Origin of the sequence: Amycolatopsis sacchari (assembly GCF_900114035.1) — a bacterium.
In the GTDB taxonomy this organism is placed as follows: domain Bacteria; phylum Actinomycetota; class Actinomycetes; order Mycobacteriales; family Pseudonocardiaceae; genus Amycolatopsis_E; species Amycolatopsis_E sacchari.
In genome coordinates, this window is the sequence record NZ_FORP01000009.1 from 143,601 (window position 1) to 165,200 (window position 21,600).

Here is a 21,600-nt window from a genome sequence, read left to right on the forward strand (position 1 = left end):
TCCCATGCCCTTCTTCGAGTTGCAGGACGTCAAGCTGTGGTACGACGAGTACGGCACCGGTGACGAGGTGGTGCTGTCCAGCGCGTCCGGCTTCGACCGGTACCCGGCTGTGCTCGCGGACGCGCCCACCGGCTGCCACGTGTTCACGATCCAGGCGCGGGGGTTCGGCCGGTCCAGCCACCTCAGTGCGCCGCCGGAGCAGGGCTGGCTCGACCAGTGGGCGGACGACGTGCTCGCGTTCGCCGACCACCTGGGCGTGTCGCGGTTCGTCTACACGGGAGTGTCGCACGGCGCCGGGATCGGCTGGCACATCGCGCGCCGTCACCCGGAGCGGCTGAAGGCGCTGGTGTCGGTGGTGGGCACGCCGCACGACCGTGCCGGGGACACGTCGTCGTCGGCGGGCCGGCGCGCGATCGTCGAAAACCGGAAGGACACGGGGGTGCTGGAGGAGCAGTTCCGCATCCTCGGCGGTGCCACGGACACCCCGGAACAAGCCGCTGTCCGCGAGGAGACGATCGCGGCGCTCGTGCGGCACCACCTCGAGTACAGCGACGAAGAGGCGCGGATCAACCAGGGGATGCCGTTCCCGGAAGCCAAGACGAACGACGAACTCGCGGCGATCCTGCGCACGATCGACCTGCCGGTGCTCATCCTCGCCGGCCTGCGCGACGGCGTCATCTCGCCGGAGTCCACGTTGCGCGCGGCGAGGAACGTCCGGCGCTCGAAGGCGGTCCTCTTCGAAGACGAAGGCCACTTCATCGCCCGCGAACGCCCGGAGCGGCTCGTCGCGGAGGTGGCCGTGTACCTGGAGGAGCTGAAGGCGCGGTAGGGCGGGGTACCAGCCGGAGCCGGGCCTGAGCTCCCGGCTCCGGCCCACGCCGACCGTTGAGACGACATCGCGTCAACTGACCACCGCGCCCGCCGGCAGCTCTCAAATGGAACACAGCCCGGGTGCCATCGTCAATGTCCATCAAACTAATCCGTTCGGCGTGACCTTGGACTGGGAACTTCGGAACGAGTTCGAGGAAGCAATTTCCAACGAAGAAATCTCCCCGGAAGCAAGGACGGCCAGGTACCGCCGCCGCATCACCGTCCGGGAAATCATGCTCGACGCCACCCTCCGGCTCCTCCACACCGCGGGGTTCATCACCATGAAGGACCACGAAGAGGGCGACTACTACCACTACCGCGTCATCGCCGCCCCCGGCGACTACCCATCCTGATCTGCCAGCCGTTCTGACCGGCTACCGCAGTCAATCTCGGGGTGCCATACGACGCAGGCAATTTTTTGTCACCGGGCGATCCTCCGTAGGGAGGCGTCCGCACACCAGCCGGTGTCCCTCGGCAGGTCAGCGCCTTGTCCCACGCGTCGCGGTCCTGCAGACGCGCGAACCGACTCACCGCAGGCGTCAAGACTGCGGGTTCGAGCACATCGGCCTGGCTCATGAACTACCCGAACCGGAACTCCCCCGGTGAGCGATTCCCGCCCCACCCCACCTCCACGGTACTTCTTCCCACGGCGTAACGGATTCCGCCGCTTGGACGAATACCCGTCCGACGCCGAAGGAGAGGTGGCCCATGCGCAAGCGCACGGTTCTGGCAGGTCTGGTCGCGGCCGGGCTCGTGATGGCCTCGGCCCCGTCGGCGGCCGCCGACCCGGCCGAAGTGGAGACGAGCGTGTCGCAGGCGTCTGTGCTCGCCGGGGACACGGTCACCGTCACCGAAAAGGTCACCAACGTCCACGACTTCTCGATCCTGCACCCGACCGTCCGGCTGTTCAGCACCCCCGACGCCCTCACGGGGTACGCGTCGCTCGTGGACTGCTCGGCGAGCTGCACGACCCTGCCGAACGGCTTCCAGGCGACGCTGCCCGAAGCGCTGGACGGGTTCGCCTCCGCCACGGTCACCTTCACGCTGCGGATCGCCCCCGGCGCGCCGAACCTGCGGGAAACCCTGCAGGGGCAGCTTTCCGGCAGCAACTACGCGACCCCGCCCGTCGACGGGCCCACGCTCACGGTCACCGCGAAGGCCGACGGCGCCGTGGGCCTCACCGCCACCCCGAAGCTTGGCCTGCTCGTGCCACGCCTGGAGTTCACGGTTTCGGTGCGCAGCCTCGGCCCGGGCCCGGTGCAGGGCGCGGTGGTCACCACCACGTTGCCGTCCGGCCTCAACGCGAGCGGTTGCACGCCGGGAGCGGGCACGGTCGCGTGCACGTTCCCCGACGTTCCCGCCGGTGAGGCCCGGACGGCCACGTTCTCCGTGCCGCTGAGCCTGCTTTCGCTCGGGCTGCCCTACACCTTCACGGCCCGGCAGACGGCGTCCGCGAGCCTCGATCCCGTCGCGTCGAACGACTCCGCGAGCACCACGTGCACCGTGCTGACGCCGCTGCTGGTGAGCTGCCGCTGACGCTCACCGGTCCGCGATGGTCACGACCAGCAACCCGGCACCCACGACGATCGTGGGGACGTACCGGACGACCTTCGTGAGGGCTTCGCGAATCCTGAGGTGCAGAACCACGGAAAAGACCGACTCGAGAACGACCACGACAGCGGCGGCGACGCCGACCGGCCGTACCTCGAGGCCGATCAACAACCCCGCCCCCACAAGGAACTCGACGAGCCCCAGGTAGCGGAACAGCCCGTACGGAACGCGGAGCGTGTCGGCGTTCGAGCGGAAGACGCGGAGCCCGATCAACCTCAGCGGACCGACCACGAGCAACAGACAGCCGAAAACGACGGTCAGCGTGACGTAGAACGTGTGCATCGCAATCCCTTGTCCGGTGCGGCCGAAGCCCGGCCGCACCGGAGAAGTTAACCGGGAGCACCCGTCCGTTTGCCTAAAGTGAGAGCATGACCGACGGTTTGACCCGCTCCTCGCGGGCCGACGCGCGCGACAACCGGGACCGCATCCTGGAGGCGGCTCGCGCGCTGTTCTCGGCGGAAGGACTGGCCGTGCCGATGCGGGAGATCGCCCGGCACGCCGGCGTCGGTCCCGCCACGCTGTACCGGCACTTCCCGACGAAGGAATCCCTCGTCACCGAGGCTTTCACCGAGCAGATGGGCAAATGCGGCGCGATCGTCGAGGAAGCGCTCGCCGATCCCGATCCGTGGCACGGGTTCTGCACCCTGGTCATCCGGGTGTTCGAGCTGCACGCCCAGGACCGCGGCCGCACGGCCGCGTTCCTCTCCGCGTACCCCAAGGCGCTGGCGCTCGACAACACCCGCGCCGGCACCCTGGCGAACGCGGCCGAACTGGCCCGCCGCGCGAAGGCGGCCGGGAAGCTCCGCCCCGACTTCGTCGTGCAGGACCTCATCCTCATCATCATGGCCAACAGCGGCGTGAGGGCGACCGACCCGCACGAGGCGGCCGCTGCCTCACGTCGCTTCGCCGCCCTGGCAATCGACGCGTTCCGGGCCGACGGCGCCGCCGCGCCCCTGCCCCCGGCCACCTGGACGCCGCAGCTGGTGTCCTGAAACCTCACCCGGCCCGGTACCGCGTGGCGAGCTCCGGGCTCTGGCCCCCGAAGGCGGCGAGGTCGGCCTGGAAGACCGCCTCCAGCAGGCTGGCGTCCTCGACACCCGGGGCGCAGACGACCTCCCCCAGCTCGAGGCCGCGCAGGCTGGCGGTCACGACGTCCTCGGCCGACATGCGCGGCACCGCGCTCAGGTCCATGCCCTGCCGCTCGTGGAACTCGGTGGCGACCACACCCGGACACACGACCTGCACCCGGACGCCGCTGCCCTCCAGCTCCGCGCTCAGGATCTGCGACATCGCGACCAGGTAGGCCAGGCTGCCACCGTAGACGGCCCGGCGCGGCATCACCGAATGCGGCGCCGGGCCGCTGAACGCGATCATGCCGGCGACGTTGACGATCGTTCCCTCACCACGCTCCTGCATCCCGCCCACGGCCGCACGGCTGAGCAGGGTGGGCGCCAGGACCTTGACGTTGACCAGTTCGCTCGCCTTCCCGGCCGGCAGCTCGGCGAGCGGCATGTAGTGCGCGACACCGGCGTTGTTCACCAACAGCGTCAACGGTTCCGTGGCGCAGAGTTCGGCCACCTCGTCGATTCCGTCCTGAGTGGACAGATCGGCGGTGACCGTGTGCACCTTGACGTCCTGGTGCGCCGCGGCGAACTCCTCCAGGCGCTCCTTGCGCCTGCCGACGAGCACGAGGTCGTAACCGTCGGCCGCCAGCCGTTCGGCGAACGCCCTGCCGATGCCGGAGGTGGCACCGGTGACGAGTGCGAGCTTGTCCATCTTCTCTTCCTTTCCAGGAGTTTTCAGGGGTTGAGGCTGCGCAGCAGCCCGGGCAGGCCGCGCGCACCGGCCAGCCCTCGTTCGGTGACCGGCCGGGCGTCCACACCGGACTCGCGTATCGCCGCGTCGAACAGCTCCATGTCCAGTGCCTCCACGGCGGACAGGTGATCGACGACGTCGAGCGTCACCATCGTGTTCAGCAGCGTCAACGCGGCGCTGGACGCGCTGCCGAGCTTCAGCACGCCGGTCAGCCGCACCGGGTCCACCCCCGCTTTCGCGGCCAGGTCGACGATTTCGGCGATGTTGGCCTGGTTCAGCATGAGCAGCGCGTTGTTGAACAGCTTCGCCATCTGTCCGGCACCCGCCTCCCCGAGGTGGACGACGTGACGGGAGAACGACGAGAACACGGGCTCGCAGCGGTCCGCGGCGGAACGCGGGCCGCCGACCATGGTGGTGAGCCGCCGTTCCTCGGCGCCCGGCCGCCCTCCGCTGACCGGCGCGTCCAGGACCGCCACCCCGGCGGGTGCGCAGATCTCGGTCAACCGCACGGCGTTGGCGGGCAGGCCGGTGCCGTGGTTGACCACGACCGAGCCGGGACGCAGCCCGTCCAGGAGCCCGCCGGTGACCAGGTTCAGCACGTCCTCGTCCGTGCTGACGCACAGCCCGACGATGTCGCACGCCGCGGCCAGCTCCTGGAGGCTGTCGTGGCGGACGTGCGGCACGTCCCGCAGACCCCGCAGGGAGGCGGGGCGCCGGGCCCAGGCGTGCAGGGCGAACCCGGCCTCGGCGATGGCCGTGGCCATGGGCAGGCCCTGGTCGCCGAGCCCGATGAAGCCGACTGTCGGTCTCGCGGTGTCCATGGCACCGAGGTTGCCGCCTGTTCCGGTGGCCAGCCAGGCCCCCTGGCTTCCTGGGAACGCCGGTACCAGGCGGCGCCGGGGTGGCGAGGACATACTGGACTTCGTGGGGACGAAGGAATTCGGGCAGGCGGTCCGCCGGTGGCGGGAGCGGGTGTCGCCGGAGGCCGCGGGACTGTCCTCGGGCGGTCAGCGCCGCGTGACCGGGCTCCGCCGTGAGGAACTCGCGCACCTGGCGGGCATTTCGGTCGACTACGTGATCCGCCTCGAACAGGGGCGGGCGACCAATCCCTCGGTCCAGGTGGTCGAGGCACTGGCCAGGGCGCTGCGGTTGTCGGCGGCGGAGCGCAGGCACCTGTTCCAGCTGGGCGGGCTCCAGCCGCCGGGGCCGGAGTGCGTGCCCGCGTACCTCACGCCGAGCGTGCAGCGGCTGCTGGACCGGATGGCAGGCACCCCGGTCGCGGTGTTCGACGCGGCGTGGACGCTGCTCCTGGCCAACCAGCCCTACGCGGCGCTCATGGGTGACCCGGCCGGGTGGCACGGCCACGAGCGCAACGCGGTGTGGCGCAACTTCTTCGGCCTGAACGACCGCGTCCGGCACACCCCGGAGTCGCGGCACGCATTGGAAACCGCGCTCGTCGCCGACCTGCGCGCCACCGCCGCGCGCTACCCCGCCGACCCGCGGCTCCAGCGGCTGGTGTCGGACCTGCTCAGCCAGAACGAGCGGTTCGCGGGGCTGTGGCACGCCGCCGTCGCGGGACACCACGAGGCCGCCCGCAAGACGATCGACCACCCCGGGGCCGGGGCGCTGACCCTCGACTGCGACGTGCTCACCGTGTCCGGGAGCGACCTGCGGATCATGGTGTACACGGCCGAACCGGGCAGTGAGGACGCCGACCGGCTGGCGCTGATCACCGTGCTGGGAACGCAGTCGCTGGTGGGTTAGTCGGCCCTGAATGCCGGGGGTTCCGCCAGGATCGGATCATGACGGAAAACCCGCACCTCGAGGACCCGGACCAGCGATGGCGACTGGAGGCACTGGCCGACGTCGTCCAGTCGGAACTCTTGGCCGCCGGGTTGCCGGTGGTGCCGCGCGAGCGTCCGGTGTGGCGGAGGCGATGCGGACGATCCTCACGGCCGCGGGCATCGAGGTCACCAGAGCCGACCCCGGCGAGGGCCCCCACGCACTCCTGGTCACCCGCCGCCTCGCCCCGTCCCCGTGGCTCGCCCGCCGCGACGCGGAGTTCGATGCGCGGTACGAAAAGAAGCGTGTGGCCTGGGCGAAGCGCGACGCGGGCTTCTTCATCGCTCGCGGAGCTCCTTGAGCTGCTGGGCGTTGTGCTCGTTCCACCGCGCGTAGTTGAGCCAGGCGACGGTGGGGCCTTCGCCGGACTGCAGGTCCCGGTGGCGTGGGGCCAGCACCACGTAGTCGAGGTCCAGCTCGTACAGCTGCCCGGCCAGTTCCGCGCTCGGCGGCGCGCCCGAGAACACCCAAGTCGTCCTCTCGCCCTCGCCTTCGGGCGGGTTCTGCGCGAGGTAGTCGTGGATCAGCTGGCGCCCGATGTGGTCGCTGAGCTGCACCTCGACCCCTACGCCCTGGTCGAAGAGGCGGTAGTGCTTCACTTCCAGCAGTCCGCTGTCCTGCGAGGACACGCCGTCGGGGACGCGGCCGAAGTACGGCAGGAAGCCCGCCTGCGCCGGGTTTTCCCAGTCCTTCGCCCACTCGGTCCCCCATTCCGGACCGGACCGCTGGCCCTCCTCTTCCTCGGACATACCGGCCAGGTGCGGCTGCCACCCCGCGGCCGTGGCGCCGAACAGTTCCCGCATGACGCTTTCGCCGACGGACCAATGCGCGTTGTCGAGCCGCTGGTAGCGCTCGAACAACTCGGCGGGGACGGTGGGTGTCCGTTCGCTCCAGCCCCCGACGTAACACGCCGGCCCGGCGGGCGGGTCCTCACCCTCGGGCCCGCGCCGGACGAAAACCGGTTCCGCGGTCTCCCTCGTGAACCTCATGCCGACGAAGTGGCGTTCCGCCTCCGGGTTCTCGGCCGCCGGCCGCTCCGGCGGCACGAGGAGGTTGCCGTCGATCCGGTAACCGGCCCCGACGAACTGGTGGAACTCGTGCAGCAGGATGCGTTCCTGTGGTTTGCCCGGATCTTCGTGGTGTGGCTTCCACAGGCCGTCCGTCGTCAGGTTGTCCATCATCCAGGCCGGCAGGCCCTGGTCGATCTGCGCCTGCACCCAGGTGTCGTTCTTGGTGACCGTCCAATCACGACCGTCGATGACTTCGAGGTTCTGCGAACCCGGTTCGTCCTGGGAGACCCACTCACGCACCTGCTTGACGCTCTCCAGCGAACCGATCACCGCGAGCCGGTCCTCCGTGAGGGCCTTGAACCGCGCCTCGTCGGACAACGGGTTGTCGCTCGCGGCCTCGGCCCGCACCCGGCCGAACAGGGTTTCGAGCAGCTCGAGCCGGGCCGCGGTGAGGTCGTCCGCGGGTGGGGGAAAGCGGGTCCCCGTCTCCGTCCGGACCTCGTCGGCGGCCTCTTGTTCCCGCTCGTTGCGTGACTTCGCGTCGTCGGGGTGGTGCTCGCCCGGGCGGTCGGCGCTCATGACGTCCCACCTCCCCGCAGGAGGTCCGCTTGCTCGGCGAGGATGAACCCCTCGGGACCTGGCGCGCCCAGGGGTCGCTGATCGGTGAAGTCCAGCGCCTGCGACAGCGCCTCGCGCCAGCTTTCCCCGCTGCCCACGGCGTGGGCGAGCGCGGACGGCCAGGGCTGGTCGGCCTCCAGCTGGGGTGTCCCGGGCCCGGTTTCCGGCACCACGGCTCCGGCGGCCTCGGCTGTTTCGGGGCTTCTGGCGAGTTCACTCATCGCTCTTCTCCTCGTGTTCGGCCCATTCCGCGGGGTAGAGCCGGTGCAGCGGCCACGCACTGCTGAAGGACAGGAACCGGGTGGCTTCGATGAACCGCCGCATCGGCGGGCCGGGCCGGGACAGCAGTGCGGCCAGCCGCCGGTGCTCGGGCGGGTCGCCGCTGCCGTCGATGGCCGTGCGGTCGGTGGTGCGGGACAGGGGCAGCCGTTGCAAGTCGAGCAGTTGCTCACGGGCGGGCACGTCGGACAGGTCCAGACCACGAGCACGCCACTGAGCGGTCAGCGGGTGCGGCTCACCGGGGTCGTAGTCCGCCGCGGCGAAGGCGACGAACACGTCCCGCCAGCGGAACAGCCCCGCCTGCCACTGGACTTCGGATCCGTCGCAGCGGACGCTGTCGCCGTCGACCTGGGCGCGGGCGCGCGCACCGACGTGGCGTGCGAGGTCCTCGGGCTGGTAGTGCTCGACGAGGCCCGGGTAACGGCGTCGTACCGCGCCGAGCGCGAGCTGAGCGATCGAGCAGGCGAGCGCGCGAGCGCCGGTACCCGCGACCAGGCGGTCGAGCCACCACCGCTGGGGTCGCGGTTCCGGGTAGCCGAGCACGTGGGCCGCGGTGAGCAGTTCCAGCCACAGGGCGAGTTCCGGGTCGCGGTCGGCGCGTGTGTTCTCCGTCAGCTCGCGGAGGGTGCAGGGGTCCGCGGCGCAGGCGGTCGGGCAGGCGGGGCTGGCGGGTCGGCTGTGCGCGACCCGGCCGGTCGGCGGTGCACCGCTTTCCCGGTGCTCGCCGAGGGGCACCTGGATCCGAAGTGGACGGTCCATCCCGTCGGCGAACACGGCGGCCCGTCCCGGCGGCAGGGAGACGACGTGGCGGGACTGGGCGTCGTCGAGGTTCATCGTGGCGCCGACGGCGGCCCGGTCGTCGGCCGCGGGCAGCCGGTGCACGATCTTCAGCGCCGTGTTCTTGAGGACGTCGGGCACGATCTTCGCCGGGATCTGCTCGGCGATGACTATGCCTTCGCCGTAGGCGCGGATCTCCGCGAGCAGCGCGGTGAACAGCTCGACGGCCTGGGCGGCCGGGCTGCCGGGCGCGGTCCGCTTGAGCAGCCGGTGCGCCTCCTCGACGACGGTCACGTGGCGCAGCCGCCCGTCGTGCCCGCCGCGGCCGACCCGGAGGTGCTCGTGCAGCCGGATGAGCACGGCGCCGGTGAGGAACGCCGCGTCGGCGTCGTTGCCGACGTCCTCTATCTCCACGACGACGTTGCGGCGCACCAGGTCCCCCACGTCCAGCGGGTGGCCGCCGGTGAAGAACCGCCCCGGTGTGCCCATCCGCAGCGAGGACAGCCGGACGTCGATGAACCCGCGGACGTTGTCGGTGACCTCCTGGCCGTAGCCGATGCCGGACACCACGTCCAGCGCGGTGCGCTGGAGGTCGCCGAGGTCCGGGTACCGCGGGGTCGCGTGCGGGAAGCGGGACACGCCGAGCGCGGTGTCCCAGCCGAGGTCGGTGTAGCTGCGGTTCAGCGCCGCGGCGAGGACCTGCGGGAACGGTTCGGTGGCTTCGAAGGCGGCGAGGAACAGCGCCCGCACGAGGTCGATGTGCGTCGCGAGGGGGAAGCCCGGTTCGGGCTCCAGCGGGTTGACGCTCAGCGGGACGGCGCCGGGTGCGCCGGGCCGGATCACCGCCACCTCGGCCGGGCCGATCCGGCCGGCCATCCGCGCGTACTCCGCCTTGGCCGGTTCGAGCACCAGCCACGGGATCCCGGCTTCGTGCAGGCGTTCGAGCAGGTGCCGGGTGGTCTGGGACTTGCCGGAACCGGTGGCCCCGGCGACGAAGACGTGCCGGTTGAGCGTGCCCGTCGTCACCGCGAAGTCCCCGGCGGGCTGGTCCGCGTTGTCGAGGACCTCGCCGAGCACCAGGTCGCCGTCGCGTTCGGGCGTCACGTCGAACCGCACCGGTTCGACCACCCGGATGCCGGGCAGCTCCCGGCGCGGCGGCCCGGTCAGCGCGGCGAGCAGTTCCGCCGTGGCGTGCAACGGTTCGCCGGCACCCAGGCTCTCGAACGGTTTCGGCTCGGGCCCGGGCACCAGCAGGTAGGGCAGGCCGTCGAGTTCGCCCGCGGCGCACAGCAGCGCGGCGACGCGGCGGCACGTCGCGGAATCCGGCGCGCCGACCGCGATCCGCACCTCCCAGGTGCCGACGGGCACTGTGCGGCTCAGCTCGAGGTAGCGGTCCTGGGCGCGCTGGAGCGCGACGCGGTCGAGTTCGGAGTTCTCGCGTTGCCGCAGCGCGGGGATGCGGCGGGTCAGCTCGGCGAGTTCGGCCTCCACGCGTGCCGCCGGCGCGGGTTCGGCCAGCACCAGCCAGGTGAACGGTTCGCCGAGGTGTGCGACGCAGTCGGCGAACCCGCCGCGCCGGGCGTCCTCGCGGTCGGACGGCGCCAGCCACAGCGGATCGCTCCGGCCGTGGCAGTCGAGCCAGAACGGCGTGCTGCGCCAGGCTTCGAGCACCGGTTCCGGCTCGACCTCCCGTCCGGTGCTGCCGGGCGGGTACAGCACGGGCCCGTCACCTCCGCCCGCGGGCGGGAACCGGGGCGCGCCGCCCACCAGCAGCTCGACCGGTCCGCCGCGCACCCGCCGCTGCCAGGCGACGGCGAGCAGTGCACCGTCCACAACGGACAGTTCGGCGTGCGCCGCGGTCAGTGCGGCGACCAGCCCGGCCGCGGTGCCCGGCACGCTGACCAGGCGGTGGAAGCGCAGGCCGGCGGGCACCATCAGGGTCTCCGCGGCAGGGCCGCGACCTTGTCCAGCAGCACGATCCCGGGGTTGCAGTCCCCCAGCACCACCCGGCGTCCCGCCGGGCCCGCCTCCGCCAGCACGAACGCGGTGGCGGGCAGGGACTGCAAGGTGGTCGGCTCGACGGTGAACTCGTAGACGCGGCTCATCGTGCGCCCGCGGGTGCTGGAACCGGCGACCGACCAGTTGACCGTCTCCTGCCAGGTGCGGGTGCGGGAGCGCGTGATCGAGGAGGACCGGCTGCCCGACAGCGACGGGATCGTGATCGACACCCTCCCGAGGGGGATGCTCGCCGCCGAGGTGCTCGCGCTCTGGGTCTCGGCTTCGGAATCGCCCTCCGAGAAGGAAAAACTGCCCCCAACGCCTTCGGTGAACGTCTCACCCACCTGTTCGGTGAGCTGGTTGAGGACGAACCGGTGCCCCCGCCCCACGAACTCGGCCGCCGCGGCTGCCTCCCGCGCGTTTCCCAGCCGCATCAACAGGGTGGCGCTGTCGTGGCCGCCCAGCAGGTCGTGCAGCTCCTCGCGCAGCCGCGCCACCAGCAGCACGAGCCGCACCCCGGCGCGGGCGGCTTCGCGGGCCAGTTCGTCCAGGCTTTCCCGGCCGAAGTCCTCGGCTCCGGCCACCACCAGGGTCCGCGACTCGCCGCGGTGGTCGCGCAACGCGCGAACCACGCGGTGCAGGACCACCCGGTCCAGTACGTCCTTGCGGCGCCGGTGCCCGCCCCCCGTGGTCACCACCGTGACCCCGGGACCCCACAGCCCGGCCTCGTCGGCCGGGGCGCCGGCCTCCGGTTCCACCGCGGCCAGCAGGTCCAGCACGCTGGTGAGGAACTGCAGCTCCAGCTGCACCCGCTCGGTGTGCCCGAACGCGTCGATCGCGCCGGTCAACCGCGCCACCTCGCTGTCGTCCAGCACCCCGTCCGCGTCGTACACGCGGCGCAGCACGCGCAGCCCCGCGGAGATCCGGCGGCAGGTCGGCCGCCCGCCCAGCCGTCCGATCACCGCGCCCAGCAGTTCCGCGCTCAACGCCCTGCCGTCGACCGTGCTCGCCGACCGGCGGAGCGTGTGCACCGCGTCGGCGAGGAGCTCGGACAGCTCGTCCGGCGGGAGCCCGGCGAGGGGCGGCCACTGCGGCCAGTCCGCGGGCAGCCCCCACTGCCGGACCTCGTGGCCCCGGCGGGCGGCGAACTCGGCGAGCGCGCCGGCCACCTGCTGCTCGGTGAAGTCGAGCACGAGGATGTCCGCGCCGGTCGCGAGCCGGGAGCAGCCGAGGGTGACGAGCAGGCTCGCCCAGCCGTCGCCGGTGCCGCCGAACACGTCGATCCGGTCGGCGTGCGACCACGACGTCAGCGGGTACCACCGGGTCGCGGCCTCGTAGCGCAGTCGTTCCGCCTCGTCGTGCGCGTCGATGCTTTTCCGCCAGAGGTCCAGCGCCCTCAGGTAGGAGTCGTAAGCGGCGTCACGGGCCTGGCGGAACCGGCCCAGCTTCGCACGCTCACGCAGAGCGGGCACGGCCTTGCGCAGCACCACCACCGCGAGGACGAGCACCGCGAGTGCGGTCGCCGCGACCACCTCGACCGTCTGGCCGTAGACGAGGCCCGCGCCCAGGAACAGGAGCGTGGTCAGCGGCAGGCAGCCGAGGAGCCGCGTGGATCTTCGCGCCGGCGTCGCCCTCGGGAGGGGCTGGGGTGGCTCCACCCAGGTGGGTTCGCGATCCGCTTCCGGGCTGCGGGCCGGTGGCCTCGGCTCCACGTACTCCCAGCCCAGCCGCTCCCACGGCACGAAAAGCCGGTCGGCGAACTCCCTGTCGGCCATTCCACGCGTCCCCTCTGCCGGTTTCCGGTCCGCCCACCCTCGGGCGGGAACGTGCGGGACGACAGGGGTGCCGACCGGTCGCGGACCGTTTTCGGACCAGCGCCGCTTTACTCCCGAGAGACCTGTGGCGCCCGCGGAGTCGTCGGTAGGTTCTGACCATGCCCCGTCACGCGGAGACCGAGTTCGCCCGGCGCCTCGGTGCCGAGATCAGGAGCCGGCGACTCGCGCGCGGGATGTCGCTGCGCGCGCTCGCGAAGCAACTGCACCTCAGCGGGCACGGCTCGCTGGTGGACTACGAACTGGGCCGCCGGATCCCGCCCGAGAACCTCGTCGAAGGGTGCGAGCGGGTCTTCGAGATCACCGACGGCGCGTTGCGGAACCTGCGTGAGAAAGCGCTTGCAGAGCGGGCGAACGTCGAGGTCGAACGGTTGCTGCGGCCGCAGGAAGCCGCGCCGGAGCCGGAGCCGGTGGCGCCCCGCTGGACGACCCGGCGGCGGGTGGTGGCGGCCGGTGCGGTCGCGGCGCTGGTCGCGGCCGGGGTGGGGATCGGCGTGTGGCAGGGGGGAGGTCACGGCGCGCCTGCCGAGTCGTCGACGACGCCGCCCCGCCCCGTGCAGTTCGGTTTCGAGGACGGTACCCAGCGGTGGAGCCCGCTGTGGGGCGGCAAGCTGCTCGATGCCGTGGCCACGCAGGTCGTGGCGTACGAGGGGAAGCGGTCGCTGCAGCTGGTTTCGACGGGCCTGAGCAACGAGAACAAGGACAAGGCGATCGGCGTCACGCACGGGCTCGAGACGCTGAAGCCCGGCATGCGGGTGAGCCTCCGCCTGCGCGTGCCCGCTCCGCAGAAGGCCAGCGTGCGCTTCTTCGCGTACGACTCGCGGTCCCAGGTCCACTGGGCGCCGGAAACACCGATCGGCGGCGAGGCGGCGCTGCCGGAGGACGGCGGCTGGCAGCGCTACGACTGGACGGTGCCCGGCGTCGACGTGGTGCACGCGATCGGCGTCGAGATCTACCAGTGGACCGAAGAACCCGTGATCATCTACGTCGACGCCGTCAGCTGGTGAGTCGTCTTCCCGCGTCAGGAAGCGTTCGCCACGATCGACCGGCAGTCGGACCGGCGGGCGGGCAACACCTCGCTCACCGCGGTCCGGACCTCCGGCTCGGGATCAGCCAGCAACCGCAGCAGCGCCGGACACGCCTCGGCCACGGCCTCGGCCGCCTCGGCGTGACGCATGCCCCGCCTGTCGACCGGTTGCTCCGGCTGTTCGGCGCTCCCGATGCTGGCCACCAGCCGCAGCACGTCGGCCCGGCCGGGAAGACCGGGAGCAGCCGCGATGCGCAGCAGGAACGGGATGGCCGCCAGCGTGCACGCGTAGACGTCGCCCTGGTGGTGCACCGCGCCGTACATGCCATCGAGCGCGATCTCCCGCTGACGGGAGTCGCCGGAAACCAGGTTCCGCAGGAGATCGGGTACCTCCTTCGCGGAGCCGTAAGCGTGCGTCATCGCCGCCCAGTCGATCCGGTCCAGTCCAGCGAACGTCTCAGTCAACGACACGGCGACATCGTGTCACGGGGCACCGACAATCCGGTTCCGTCCGCGACTCCCAGCGGCCTTCGGCAGAGGACCGGCAGTCGCGCAGGAGCGCTCCTGGTGAGGCGATCGAGAGCAGGGCAGCGCCCCGATCACCCGCGCGCCCCCGCTTCCAGCGCGCGCAGCAGCGCGTGCTGCCTGCGGACCTGTTCGAGCGAACGGTAGGGCGTGCGCTCGCCCTCGTACTCGCTGGACAGCCAGCCGGTGTAGCCGTGCTCGACGAGGGTTTCCACGATCTCGCGCCACGGCAGGGTCGCGTCGGTGAGGTCGGCGTCGATGTCGAAGAACTTGGCCTGGATGAACACGACGTGCTCCAGCACGTCCACCAGGTCGGCCATCGGCACGGCGAGCGGGCGCCGCCAGCCCTCCTCCTGCGCCTCCTCGCTGAGCCCGGCGTGGTCGGTGGTCACCGGGGCGCGCTGGAAGATCCCGGTGTCGATGAGCAGCCCGAAGTTCTTGCTGCCGGTGCGTTCCGCGAACTCCAGGTAGTCGTCCACGACGGGGTGCTTGATCGGCGTGGGCGCGTGGATCTCGGGGCAGATGGTGATGCCGAGCGACTCGGCGCGGGCGAGGTTGCGCTCGATCACCTCGGCCCAGATCGGGTGCGGCCGCAGGTCGAGCGAAACCACGCCGATCTTGGGGCGGACGAAGGAAAAGCCGAGCGTGGCGGCCAGGCCGAGGTCGCGGGCGAGCATCTCGGCGCCCTCGTCCGCGGTCAGGTCGCGGTGGCGCCACATCCGGCTGTCGATCCAGGAACCGTAGTTGGTCGGTGTCAGCCCGTACCGTTCGCAGAGCCCGTGCCAGGTGTCGATCCACTCGGTCGTCGGCGCCGGGTAGCCGGGGATGTTGCCCTCGCCGAGGATTTCGATGCCGGTGGCGCCGAGGTCGGCGATCTCGGCCATCGCGTCTTCGAGCGTGAGGACCGTGTACATGTCACCGGTGTAGCTGTAGAGGGAGACACCGTAGGAGAAGGCGTTCATGCGACGATCGTGACCTTTCGCTCGGCGGGGAACACCGACGGCTGGAACTCGGCGGGGATGTAGGGCGCGTGCAGGGCGATGGCCACCCGCAGCTCGTGCACGCCGGGAGCGAGCCCACCGGGGTGCGGCACGGTGATCGTGGCGAGTTCGTCGAGCTGCCACCGCACGTCCGTCGACCGGCGCAGCTCGGCGAGGGTGAACCTGCGGCCCTGAAGTGTCCACAGTGGAACGTCAGGGTCCCAGTGCAGGTCGCCCACGTCGACGGAAACGCCGTCGATGAGGCTGCCCCACAGCCCGCGGTAGTTCGGCATCCGCAGGAGGAACTGGAAACCGGTGATCTCGCCGCCGTCGGCGACGTTGCGGAAACCGCGGTTCTGGATCAGTTCGCGTTCGAGCAAGGCTTCTCCTCCAGGTCGTGGGCGATCGCGCGGGCGCCGGCGACGGCGAGCGCGACCGAGGTGAGGGTGGGGTTGCACGCGGTCGCCGTCGGGATGACGCCGTTGCCCGCGACGCGCAGGCCACGCACGCCCCACACCTGCGAGTCCGGAGCGCACACCGAGCGGCCGTCGTCGCGCTCGCCCATCCGCACGGTGCCCTGGTAGTGCAGGGAGGCGCCGGGCGGGAAGACCAGCGGCTCGGGGTCGAGCACGTCCCCCAGCGCCTGCGCCGCGCGGCGGATCGCGGCGCGGGCCCGCTCGATGTTCTCGTGGTCGCGTTCGGTCAGGCGGTACCGGACCCGGATCGCGGGCAGTCCGTTTTCGTCCACTTCGGACTCATCGAACTCGAGGCGGTCGGACTCGCTGATGTCCTTGGCGCAGAACCAGCCCAGCCCGACGATCGACCCGGGGACCGGGTCGTCGCCCTCGACCGGGACCGGGGAGGCGTCCAGCTGCATGACCTGGCCGTGGAAGGGTTCGGCGTCGGTGAACGGCACCCAGCTGACACCGCTCTGCGCGGTGATCGGCCCGCCGGGTGTGTCGGCCGGCGCCGGCCCGGGGTCGCGGAGGCGGACGGCGAGCACCACCTGCGGCTGGTCGTTGAGGTACCGGCCGAGCGCTCGGGGGCGGATGCCGGACGCGTACAGCAGCTGCGGGGTCCGCAGGCTGTCCGCGGCGACGACGACGTGCCGCGCCTCGACGTCATGTTCCTCGCCGGTCCGCCGGTCGCGCACGCGCACGCCGGTCACGGCGTCGTCGCGCGTCAGCACCTTCGTCACCGGTGAATCGGGGTACAGGCCGCAGCGGGGGTTGGCGCGCGTGACGTCACCGAAGACGACATCGGCGCCCGACCAGAGGATCCGGCTGTCGGCGGTACGGCGCACCGCGAGGGGCATCGGCTGGACCTCGCGGCCGGGGGCGCGCCCCTCGTCCAGCGCCGCCCCCAGCCGGGCGCGGACCACGTCCGCGAGCGGCGCGTCGGCGAGCACCTTCGGCGACACCTCCAGCAGGCGTTCGGCCTCGTCGAGCAGTTCGTCCAGCCCGTCGACGAAGGGGATGCGCTCGCTTTCGCCGGGACGGGGGCACGCGGCGGTCCAGTGCGCCCCCATCCCACCGACGTTGGCCGACATCGCCGCCGCGGGCAGCCCGTCCTCACCGTCCTGCCGCCAGCCGCGCGCGAGCAGGAACGTGCCGGGGCGCACGAGGCGCTCGCGGTCCGCCGCGTAGTCGTCAAGGGTGTCGGCCGGCGCGCCGGGACCCAGCGGGCGCGGCCCCTCCGAACGGCGCTGCGCCTCCGCGCGCAGGGCGGCGTTCTCGATGTTCTTCACGTGCGCGCCAGGCGGATCGCTGACCAGCGGCCCCGCCTCGAACACCGCGATCGTCGCCTGGGGCGCGGACTCGCTCAGGATGCGGGCGTAGGCCGCACCGGCCGGACCGCTGCCCACGATCGCGACGTCGACACGGCGGGGGTACGCACGGCCGGCGTCGTCGCCGGGCGTTGCGAGGGACATGGTTTCGGACCTCCAGAACTGGCCCGCGCTCGGGTCGCGGTGCCGCGCCCACCTTAAGTCCCAAATTGCCCAAAAGAAACCCCTCGACGCCAAAAGATGAGATGACAGGCGGCTGTTGACTTTTGCGCTCGATTGCTCTCAAGATGATCCGGCGCATCCCCGACCCCGGAGGACTCAACGATGAGTGGGCGGCAGAACTCCCCCGTGCACGACCCGGCCACAGCAGACGGCGGCCCGCCCGGCCGGCCGCTCGACCCGGCCGACGACCCCCGCGCGGTCCGCCACCGTGAACGCGCGGCGTTCGCGCTCGGCGACATCGCGTCGAACCTCGTGTGGACCACGATCTCCAGCTACCTGTTGTTCTTCTACACCGACGTCGCGCTGATCGGTGCCGCCGCGGCGGGCACGCTGATGCTCGTCGCGCGCCTGCTGGACGCCGTGTTCGACCCGGTCGTCGGGCTGCTCCTCGACCGCACCTCGACCCGCTGGGGCCGGGCGCGCCCCTACCTGCTGTTCGGCGCGCCGCTGCTGGGCGGGCTCACGTTCCTGACCTTCCTCACCCCGGGCGGCGGCGGTGGGCTCACCGTCGCCTACGCCGCGGTCACCTTCGTGCTCGTCGGGTTCGCGTACTCGCTGGTGAACGTCCCCTACGGCGCCGCGATGGCCATGACGACCCGCGATTCCGGCACCCGCATGAGCCTCGCCGGGTTCCGCACCTTCGGCGTCGGGCTCGGGATCATCGTCGTGTCATCGCTGACCCAGCCGCTGGTGCGCGCGATCGGCGGCACCGAGCAGTCGCGTTCGGGGTTCGCCTGGACCATCGGCGGTTACGCGGTCGTGAGCACGCTGCTGATCTGGGTCGTGTTCGCACTGGTGCGCGAACGCGTGCCGCTCACCCCGAGCGCGCGGGAGCGCGGCAGCACCGCCGCGTCGCTGAAGACGTTGCTGCGCAACAAACCCTGGCTCTCGGTGTTCGGCTTTTCGATCCTGTCGTTCGCCCGCCTCGGCGTGGTCACCGGTGGCGCGGTCTACTTCGCGATCCACGCGCTCGGCGACCCCGGCGCCATCCCGGTGATCCTGCTGGCGTTCTCGCTGTCGGCCGTGGTCGGTTCGCTGCTCACCGCGCGGGTGCTGCGGCTGCTCGGGCAGCGCCGCGGGATCGTGCTCGGGCTCGCCCTGTCGGTCGTGCTCAGCGTCCCGCTGCTGTTCCTGCGCCACGACCTCGTCGCGTTCTGCCTCGTGTTCTTCGTGCTCAACGTCGTGGGCGGGTTCGGGTTCGTCGCCGCGCCCGCGCTGACCGCCGACACCGCGGAATGGCAGGAATGGCGCAGCGGCCGCCGCAACGAGGGACTGTTGTTCGCCGGGTACAGCATGAGCACGAAGATCGGTGCCGCGCTCGGCTCGGCGCTGCTCGCGTGGGGACTCGCGGCGATCTCCTACGACCCGGCCGCCGTCACGCCCGCGGTGAGCGATGACGTCGTGTGGTTGTTCATCGGCCTGCCCGCGGTGATCGGCTTGCTGCAGATCGCCGCGATCGCGCCCTACGACTTGGAAAGGCGCCTGCCGTCGTTGCGCGCGGACCTCGCGGCCCGCGCCGAGACCGGTGGTCCCGCCGGGAGCCTGTGAGACGATGGCCGTCCCGGTACCGGAAACGCACAGGAGCTCGATGTCCCCCGCTGCCACCCCACTGCCCGCGCTCGACACGGCGCCGCTCGCGCTCGTCGTCGACCTGGTGCGGTCCGGGCGGGCACGCACGCGGCGCGATCTGGTGGCGCTGAGCGGACTGCCGCGCAAGGCCGTGGCGCAGCGGGTGGACCAGGCGCTCGAACTCGGGCTGCTGGAGCACGGCGACCTCGCGCCGTCCGAAGGCGGCAGGCAGGCCCGCACGCTGCGCTTCCACGCCGGCGCCGGGCACGTCTACGGCGTGCTGATGGGCGCCAGCGAGATCACCGCCGCGGTGCTCGACCTGTCCGGCACGGTGCTGGACTCGGAGCACCTGGACTGGAGCGTGGAAACCGGCCCGGAGCCCACCATGAAGCAGGTGGACGGCCTGCTGGAAACCCTCGCCGAGCGCACCGGGGCCGACACCCCCTGGGCGATCGGCGTCGGCCTCCCCGGGCCGGTCGAGTTCGCCACCGGCAAGCTGGTCGCGCCGCCGATCATGCCCGGCTGGGACGGGTTCAGCGCCCGGTCGTGGCTGCGCGACCACCACGACGCGCCGGTCTGGGTCGACAACGACACCAACCTCATGGCGCTCGGCGAGTGGTCCCGCGGCACGCCGCACGACGGCAGGGACATGCTCTACATCAAGGTGGGCACGGGGATCGGCGCCGGACTCGTCACGCACGGCAGGCTGCTGCGCGGGGAGCACGGGGCGGCGGGCGACATCGGGCACATCCGCGTCACCGACGATCCGGGCACCGTCTGCCGGTGCGGCCGCACGGGTTGCCTGGAGGCGGTCGTGGGCGGCTGGGCGCTGCTGCGTGAGGCCACCGCGCGCGCCGCCGAGGGCCCCGCGTTCGCCGCGGCGCTGCGCGACCACGGCGAGCTGAAGGGCGCCGACCTCGGCAACGCCGTGCTGGCGGGCGACCCGCTCGCGCTGGAACTCCTCGACCGGAGCGCGACCGTGCTCGCCGGGGTGACCGCGAACCTGCTCAACTTCTGCAACCCCGGCACGCTCGTCCTCGGCGGGGGCGTGCTGAAGACCGGCCCGCGTTTCCTCGAACGCTTGCGGGACACGGTGTTCGAGCGCTGCACCGACCTGGTGTGCCGCGACCTCACCGTGCGGGCGGCGTCGCTGACCGAGCACGGCGGCGTCATCGGAGCGGGGTTGCTCGCGGCGGGCAACCTGCTGACGCTCCCGGCGCTCACGCGCTGGGTCGACAGGGGCAGCCCGCTCGGCCAGGCCGCCCTGCTGCAGCGGTTCTCCGCGGAGATCGTCTGAACCCCTCGCGCGTGATCGCCGGTCAGACGTGCGAGAAGGCCCGTGGCACACTGCGTTGACCACGAGGTTCGTCAGGGAGACACAGTGACCGATCGGCCGGCCAGGCGGACGCAGGAGCAACGGCGCGCCGAGACCATCCGGCGCGTGCTGGACGCGGCGACGGCGCTCATCGCCCGCAGCGGGTCCCGCGCCGTCACGCTCGCCGAGGTCGGGGAAGCCGCCGGGTACAGCCGCGGCATCGTCTACCACCATTTCGGCAGCCGGGAACGCTTGCTGGAAGCCGTGGTCGACGAGGCGCAGCGGTTCGACGTCCCCGCCTACGACGGGGACGGCCTCGACCACCTGGTGCGGATCGTCGAGGCGTACCTGCGCAACGTCGTGCGGCGGACCCCGACGGCACGCGCGTTCCTGCAGCTGTGGGGCGAGGCGATCGCGGCCGATCCCGTGCTGGCTCCGCTGTTCGCCCGCCGGGACGCCGACTTCCGGCAGCTCCTGGCGAACGTCGTCCGCCAGGGCGTCGCCGACGGGTCCGTCCGGCCCGACGTGGACCCGGCCGCGGCCGCCGTGCTGATCGTCGCCCTGGTCCGCGGCACCGGGCTGCAGCTCATCGCCCAGCCCCCGGTCCGCAACGTCCCCGCCCTCATCCGCGAGGCGACGCGCTCGGTGCGCGCGGCATTCGCTGTCACGCCGTAACTTCCGGCAGTGGTCCGCGGCACCTGCCGCTGCTACAGTTACTTGCAGACATACACGCAAGTTAGGAGTGACCATGGCCGTTCCACTGGTACTCGTGCACGGCAACCCGGAAAGCGCCGGCGTGTGGGGACCGCTGATCGCGGCGCTGGACCGGGACGACGCGGTGTCGCTGTCCCCGCCCGGTTTCGGGGTGCCCGCGTCGAGCGGCTTCTCCCCCACCGTCGAGGGCTACCGGCAGTGGCTCGTCGAGCGGCTGGAGCAGTTCCGGGAACCCGTCGACCTCGTCGGCCACGACTGGGGCGGCGCGCACGTCGCGCGGATCGCGATGACCCGACCGGATCTGATCCGCAGCTGGGCCTCGGACGCACTCGGCCTCTTCGCGCCGGACTACGTGTGGCACAAGCGGGCCCAGGTGTGGCAACAGGAAGGGGCTGGCGAAGCCTCGGTGAAGGAGCTCTACGGCGGCACGCTGGCGCAGCGGCTGGAGGTCGTCCGCTCGCTGGGGATGACCGGTCCCGGCGCGGAACGCGTGGCCGCCGGCATGGACGACGGCATGGGGCGGGCGGTGCTCTCGCTGCTGCGGTCAGCCGCCCAACCGGCGATGGCCGACTTGGGCCGCGGTCTCGCGAAGGCGCGGCAACGGCCCGGTCTGGCCGTGATCGCCCTCGCGGACGTCGACCAGGCCAGCGGAACGCCCGCACAGCACCGCACTGCCGCCGAGGCCGCCGGCGCGGAGATCGCCGAACTCGCCGATGTCGGGCACTGGTGGCCGGTCACGGACCCGCACCCGGTGGCGCGCGCCCTGACCGCGTTCTGGTCCCGTTTGGACGGTTAGCGCTCGGATACGCC

22 protein-coding genes are annotated in these 21,600 nt (G+C 72.0%); 11 read left to right on the plus strand and 11 right to left on the minus strand.

Going from position 1 to position 21,600, the window contains the following annotated elements; translation table 11 throughout:
• The first annotated feature begins 4 nt into the window (after positions 1 to 4).
• From BMZ92_RS17455 to BMZ92_RS17465, 3 genes are all read left to right on the plus strand, one after another.
• The gene (locus BMZ92_RS17455; protein ID WP_091508711.1) at positions 5 to 829 is read left to right on the plus strand and encodes an alpha/beta fold hydrolase; all 825 of its coding nucleotides are present in this window, start codon (positions 5 to 7) and stop codon (positions 827 to 829) included.
• Between the two features lie 160 nt (positions 830 to 989).
• On the plus strand, positions 990 to 1,223 hold the full coding sequence (locus BMZ92_RS17460; RefSeq protein WP_091508714.1) for a hypothetical protein: 234 nt from the start codon (positions 990 to 992) through the stop codon (positions 1,221 to 1,223).
• Positions 1,224 to 1,578: 355 nt separating this feature from the next.
• Positions 1,579 to 2,406, plus strand: coding sequence for a DUF11 domain-containing protein (locus tag BMZ92_RS17465; protein WP_091508717.1), 828 nt, complete (start codon positions 1,579 to 1,581; stop codon positions 2,404 to 2,406).
• A gap of 3 nt (positions 2,407 to 2,409) precedes the next feature.
• Here the strand turns inward: BMZ92_RS17465 and BMZ92_RS17470 are convergent, their stop codons facing one another.
• Entirely contained in the window at positions 2,410 to 2,763 is a 354-nt protein-coding gene (locus BMZ92_RS17470; RefSeq protein WP_091508719.1) for a DoxX family protein, read from the minus strand.
• A gap of 86 nt (positions 2,764 to 2,849) precedes the next feature.
• On the opposite strand from BMZ92_RS17470, the gene BMZ92_RS17475 reads away from it, so the two are divergent.
• A complete protein-coding gene (locus BMZ92_RS17475; RefSeq protein WP_091508722.1) occupies positions 2,850 to 3,473 on the plus strand; it encodes a TetR/AcrR family transcriptional regulator in 624 nt (207 codons plus the stop codon).
• A gap of 4 nt (positions 3,474 to 3,477) precedes the next feature.
• Here BMZ92_RS17475 and BMZ92_RS17480 read toward each other — a convergent pair whose 3' ends face one another.
• On the minus strand, positions 3,478 to 4,257 hold the full coding sequence (locus BMZ92_RS17480; protein WP_091508724.1) for an SDR family NAD(P)-dependent oxidoreductase: 780 nt from the start codon (positions 4,255 to 4,257) through the stop codon (positions 3,478 to 3,480).
• A gap of 23 nt (positions 4,258 to 4,280) precedes the next feature.
• The gene (locus tag BMZ92_RS17485; RefSeq protein ID WP_091508726.1) at positions 4,281 to 5,117 is read right to left on the minus strand and encodes an NAD(P)-dependent oxidoreductase; all 837 of its coding nucleotides are present in this window, start codon (positions 5,115 to 5,117) and stop codon (positions 4,281 to 4,283) included.
• A gap of 103 nt (positions 5,118 to 5,220) precedes the next feature.
• Here BMZ92_RS17485 and BMZ92_RS17490 point away from each other — a divergent pair, with 103 nt between their 5' ends.
• Complete coding sequence (locus BMZ92_RS17490) at positions 5,221 to 6,060, plus strand: helix-turn-helix transcriptional regulator (RefSeq protein ID WP_091508728.1); 840 nt, start codon at positions 5,221 to 5,223, stop codon at positions 6,058 to 6,060.
• 172 nt (positions 6,061 to 6,232) lie between these two features.
• On the plus strand, positions 6,233 to 6,439 hold the full coding sequence (locus tag BMZ92_RS17495) for a hypothetical protein (RefSeq protein WP_143249874.1): 207 nt from the start codon (positions 6,233 to 6,235) through the stop codon (positions 6,437 to 6,439).
• Here BMZ92_RS17495 and BMZ92_RS17500 read toward each other — a convergent pair.
• The 4 genes from BMZ92_RS17500 to BMZ92_RS17515 are packed head-to-tail and all read right to left on the minus strand — an operon-like array spanning position 6,417 to position 12,595.
• A complete protein-coding gene (locus BMZ92_RS17500) occupies positions 6,417 to 7,727 on the minus strand; it encodes a hypothetical protein (RefSeq protein ID WP_091508732.1) in 1,311 nt (436 codons plus the stop codon). The two genes, BMZ92_RS17495 and BMZ92_RS17500, sit on opposite strands and share 23 nt — an antisense overlap.
• A complete protein-coding gene (locus BMZ92_RS17505; protein ID WP_091508734.1) occupies positions 7,724 to 7,987 on the minus strand; it encodes a hypothetical protein in 264 nt (87 codons plus the stop codon). The genes BMZ92_RS17500 and BMZ92_RS17505 overlap by 4 nt, the downstream gene beginning before the upstream one ends.
• Positions 7,980 to 10,757 (minus strand): ATP-binding protein, encoded by a 2,778-nt coding sequence (locus tag BMZ92_RS17510; protein WP_091508737.1) that lies wholly within the window; start codon positions 10,755 to 10,757, stop codon positions 7,980 to 7,982. Before BMZ92_RS17510 ends, BMZ92_RS17505 begins: the two co-directional genes overlap by 8 nt.
• The gene (locus tag BMZ92_RS17515) at positions 10,757 to 12,595 is read right to left on the minus strand and encodes a hypothetical protein (RefSeq protein WP_091508739.1); all 1,839 of its coding nucleotides are present in this window, start codon (positions 12,593 to 12,595) and stop codon (positions 10,757 to 10,759) included. Before BMZ92_RS17515 ends, BMZ92_RS17510 begins: the two co-directional genes overlap by 1 nt.
• 158 nt (positions 12,596 to 12,753) lie before the next feature.
• Here BMZ92_RS17515 and BMZ92_RS17520 point away from each other — a divergent pair, with 158 nt between their 5' ends.
• On the plus strand, positions 12,754 to 13,659 hold the full coding sequence (locus BMZ92_RS17520; RefSeq protein ID WP_091508742.1) for a helix-turn-helix domain-containing protein: 906 nt from the start codon (positions 12,754 to 12,756) through the stop codon (positions 13,657 to 13,659).
• A gap of 14 nt (positions 13,660 to 13,673) precedes the next feature.
• Here BMZ92_RS17520 and BMZ92_RS17525 read toward each other — a convergent pair whose 3' ends face one another.
• From BMZ92_RS17525 to BMZ92_RS17535, 4 genes are all read right to left on the minus strand, one after another.
• On the minus strand, positions 13,674 to 14,150 hold the full coding sequence (locus tag BMZ92_RS17525) for a hypothetical protein (protein WP_091508745.1): 477 nt from the start codon (positions 14,148 to 14,150) through the stop codon (positions 13,674 to 13,676).
• Between the two features lie 128 nt (positions 14,151 to 14,278).
• On the minus strand, positions 14,279 to 15,166 hold the full coding sequence (locus BMZ92_RS17530) for a sugar phosphate isomerase/epimerase family protein (RefSeq protein WP_218153481.1): 888 nt from the start codon (positions 15,164 to 15,166) through the stop codon (positions 14,279 to 14,281).
• The gene (locus BMZ92_RS37830) at positions 15,163 to 15,564 is read right to left on the minus strand and encodes a C-glycoside deglycosidase beta subunit domain-containing protein (protein WP_218153482.1); all 402 of its coding nucleotides are present in this window, start codon (positions 15,562 to 15,564) and stop codon (positions 15,163 to 15,165) included. Before BMZ92_RS37830 ends, BMZ92_RS17530 begins: the two co-directional genes overlap by 4 nt.
• Positions 15,546 to 17,114, minus strand: coding sequence for a GMC oxidoreductase (locus BMZ92_RS17535; protein ID WP_091508746.1), 1,569 nt, complete (start codon positions 17,112 to 17,114; stop codon positions 15,546 to 15,548). Before BMZ92_RS17535 ends, BMZ92_RS37830 begins: the two co-directional genes overlap by 19 nt.
• A 180-nt stretch (positions 17,115 to 17,294) precedes the next feature.
• Between BMZ92_RS17535 and BMZ92_RS17540 the strand changes: the two genes are divergently transcribed.
• From BMZ92_RS17540 to BMZ92_RS17555, 4 genes are all read left to right on the plus strand, one after another.
• A complete protein-coding gene (locus BMZ92_RS17540; protein ID WP_091508749.1) occupies positions 17,295 to 18,740 on the plus strand; it encodes an MFS transporter in 1,446 nt (481 codons plus the stop codon).
• Positions 18,741 to 18,780: 40 nt separating this feature from the next.
• Positions 18,781 to 20,058 carry an ROK family protein gene (locus BMZ92_RS17545; RefSeq protein ID WP_177228744.1) on the plus strand — a complete coding sequence of 426 codons (1,278 nt, stop codon included), beginning with the start codon at positions 18,781 to 18,783 and terminating at the stop codon, positions 20,056 to 20,058.
• 84 nt (positions 20,059 to 20,142) lie between these two features.
• Positions 20,143 to 20,751, plus strand: coding sequence for a TetR/AcrR family transcriptional regulator (locus BMZ92_RS17550; protein WP_091508753.1), 609 nt, complete (start codon positions 20,143 to 20,145; stop codon positions 20,749 to 20,751).
• Between the two features lie 73 nt (positions 20,752 to 20,824).
• Complete coding sequence (locus BMZ92_RS17555) at positions 20,825 to 21,586, plus strand: alpha/beta hydrolase (protein WP_091508756.1); 762 nt, start codon at positions 20,825 to 20,827, stop codon at positions 21,584 to 21,586.
• The last annotated feature ends 14 nt before the right edge of the window (positions 21,587 to 21,600 follow it).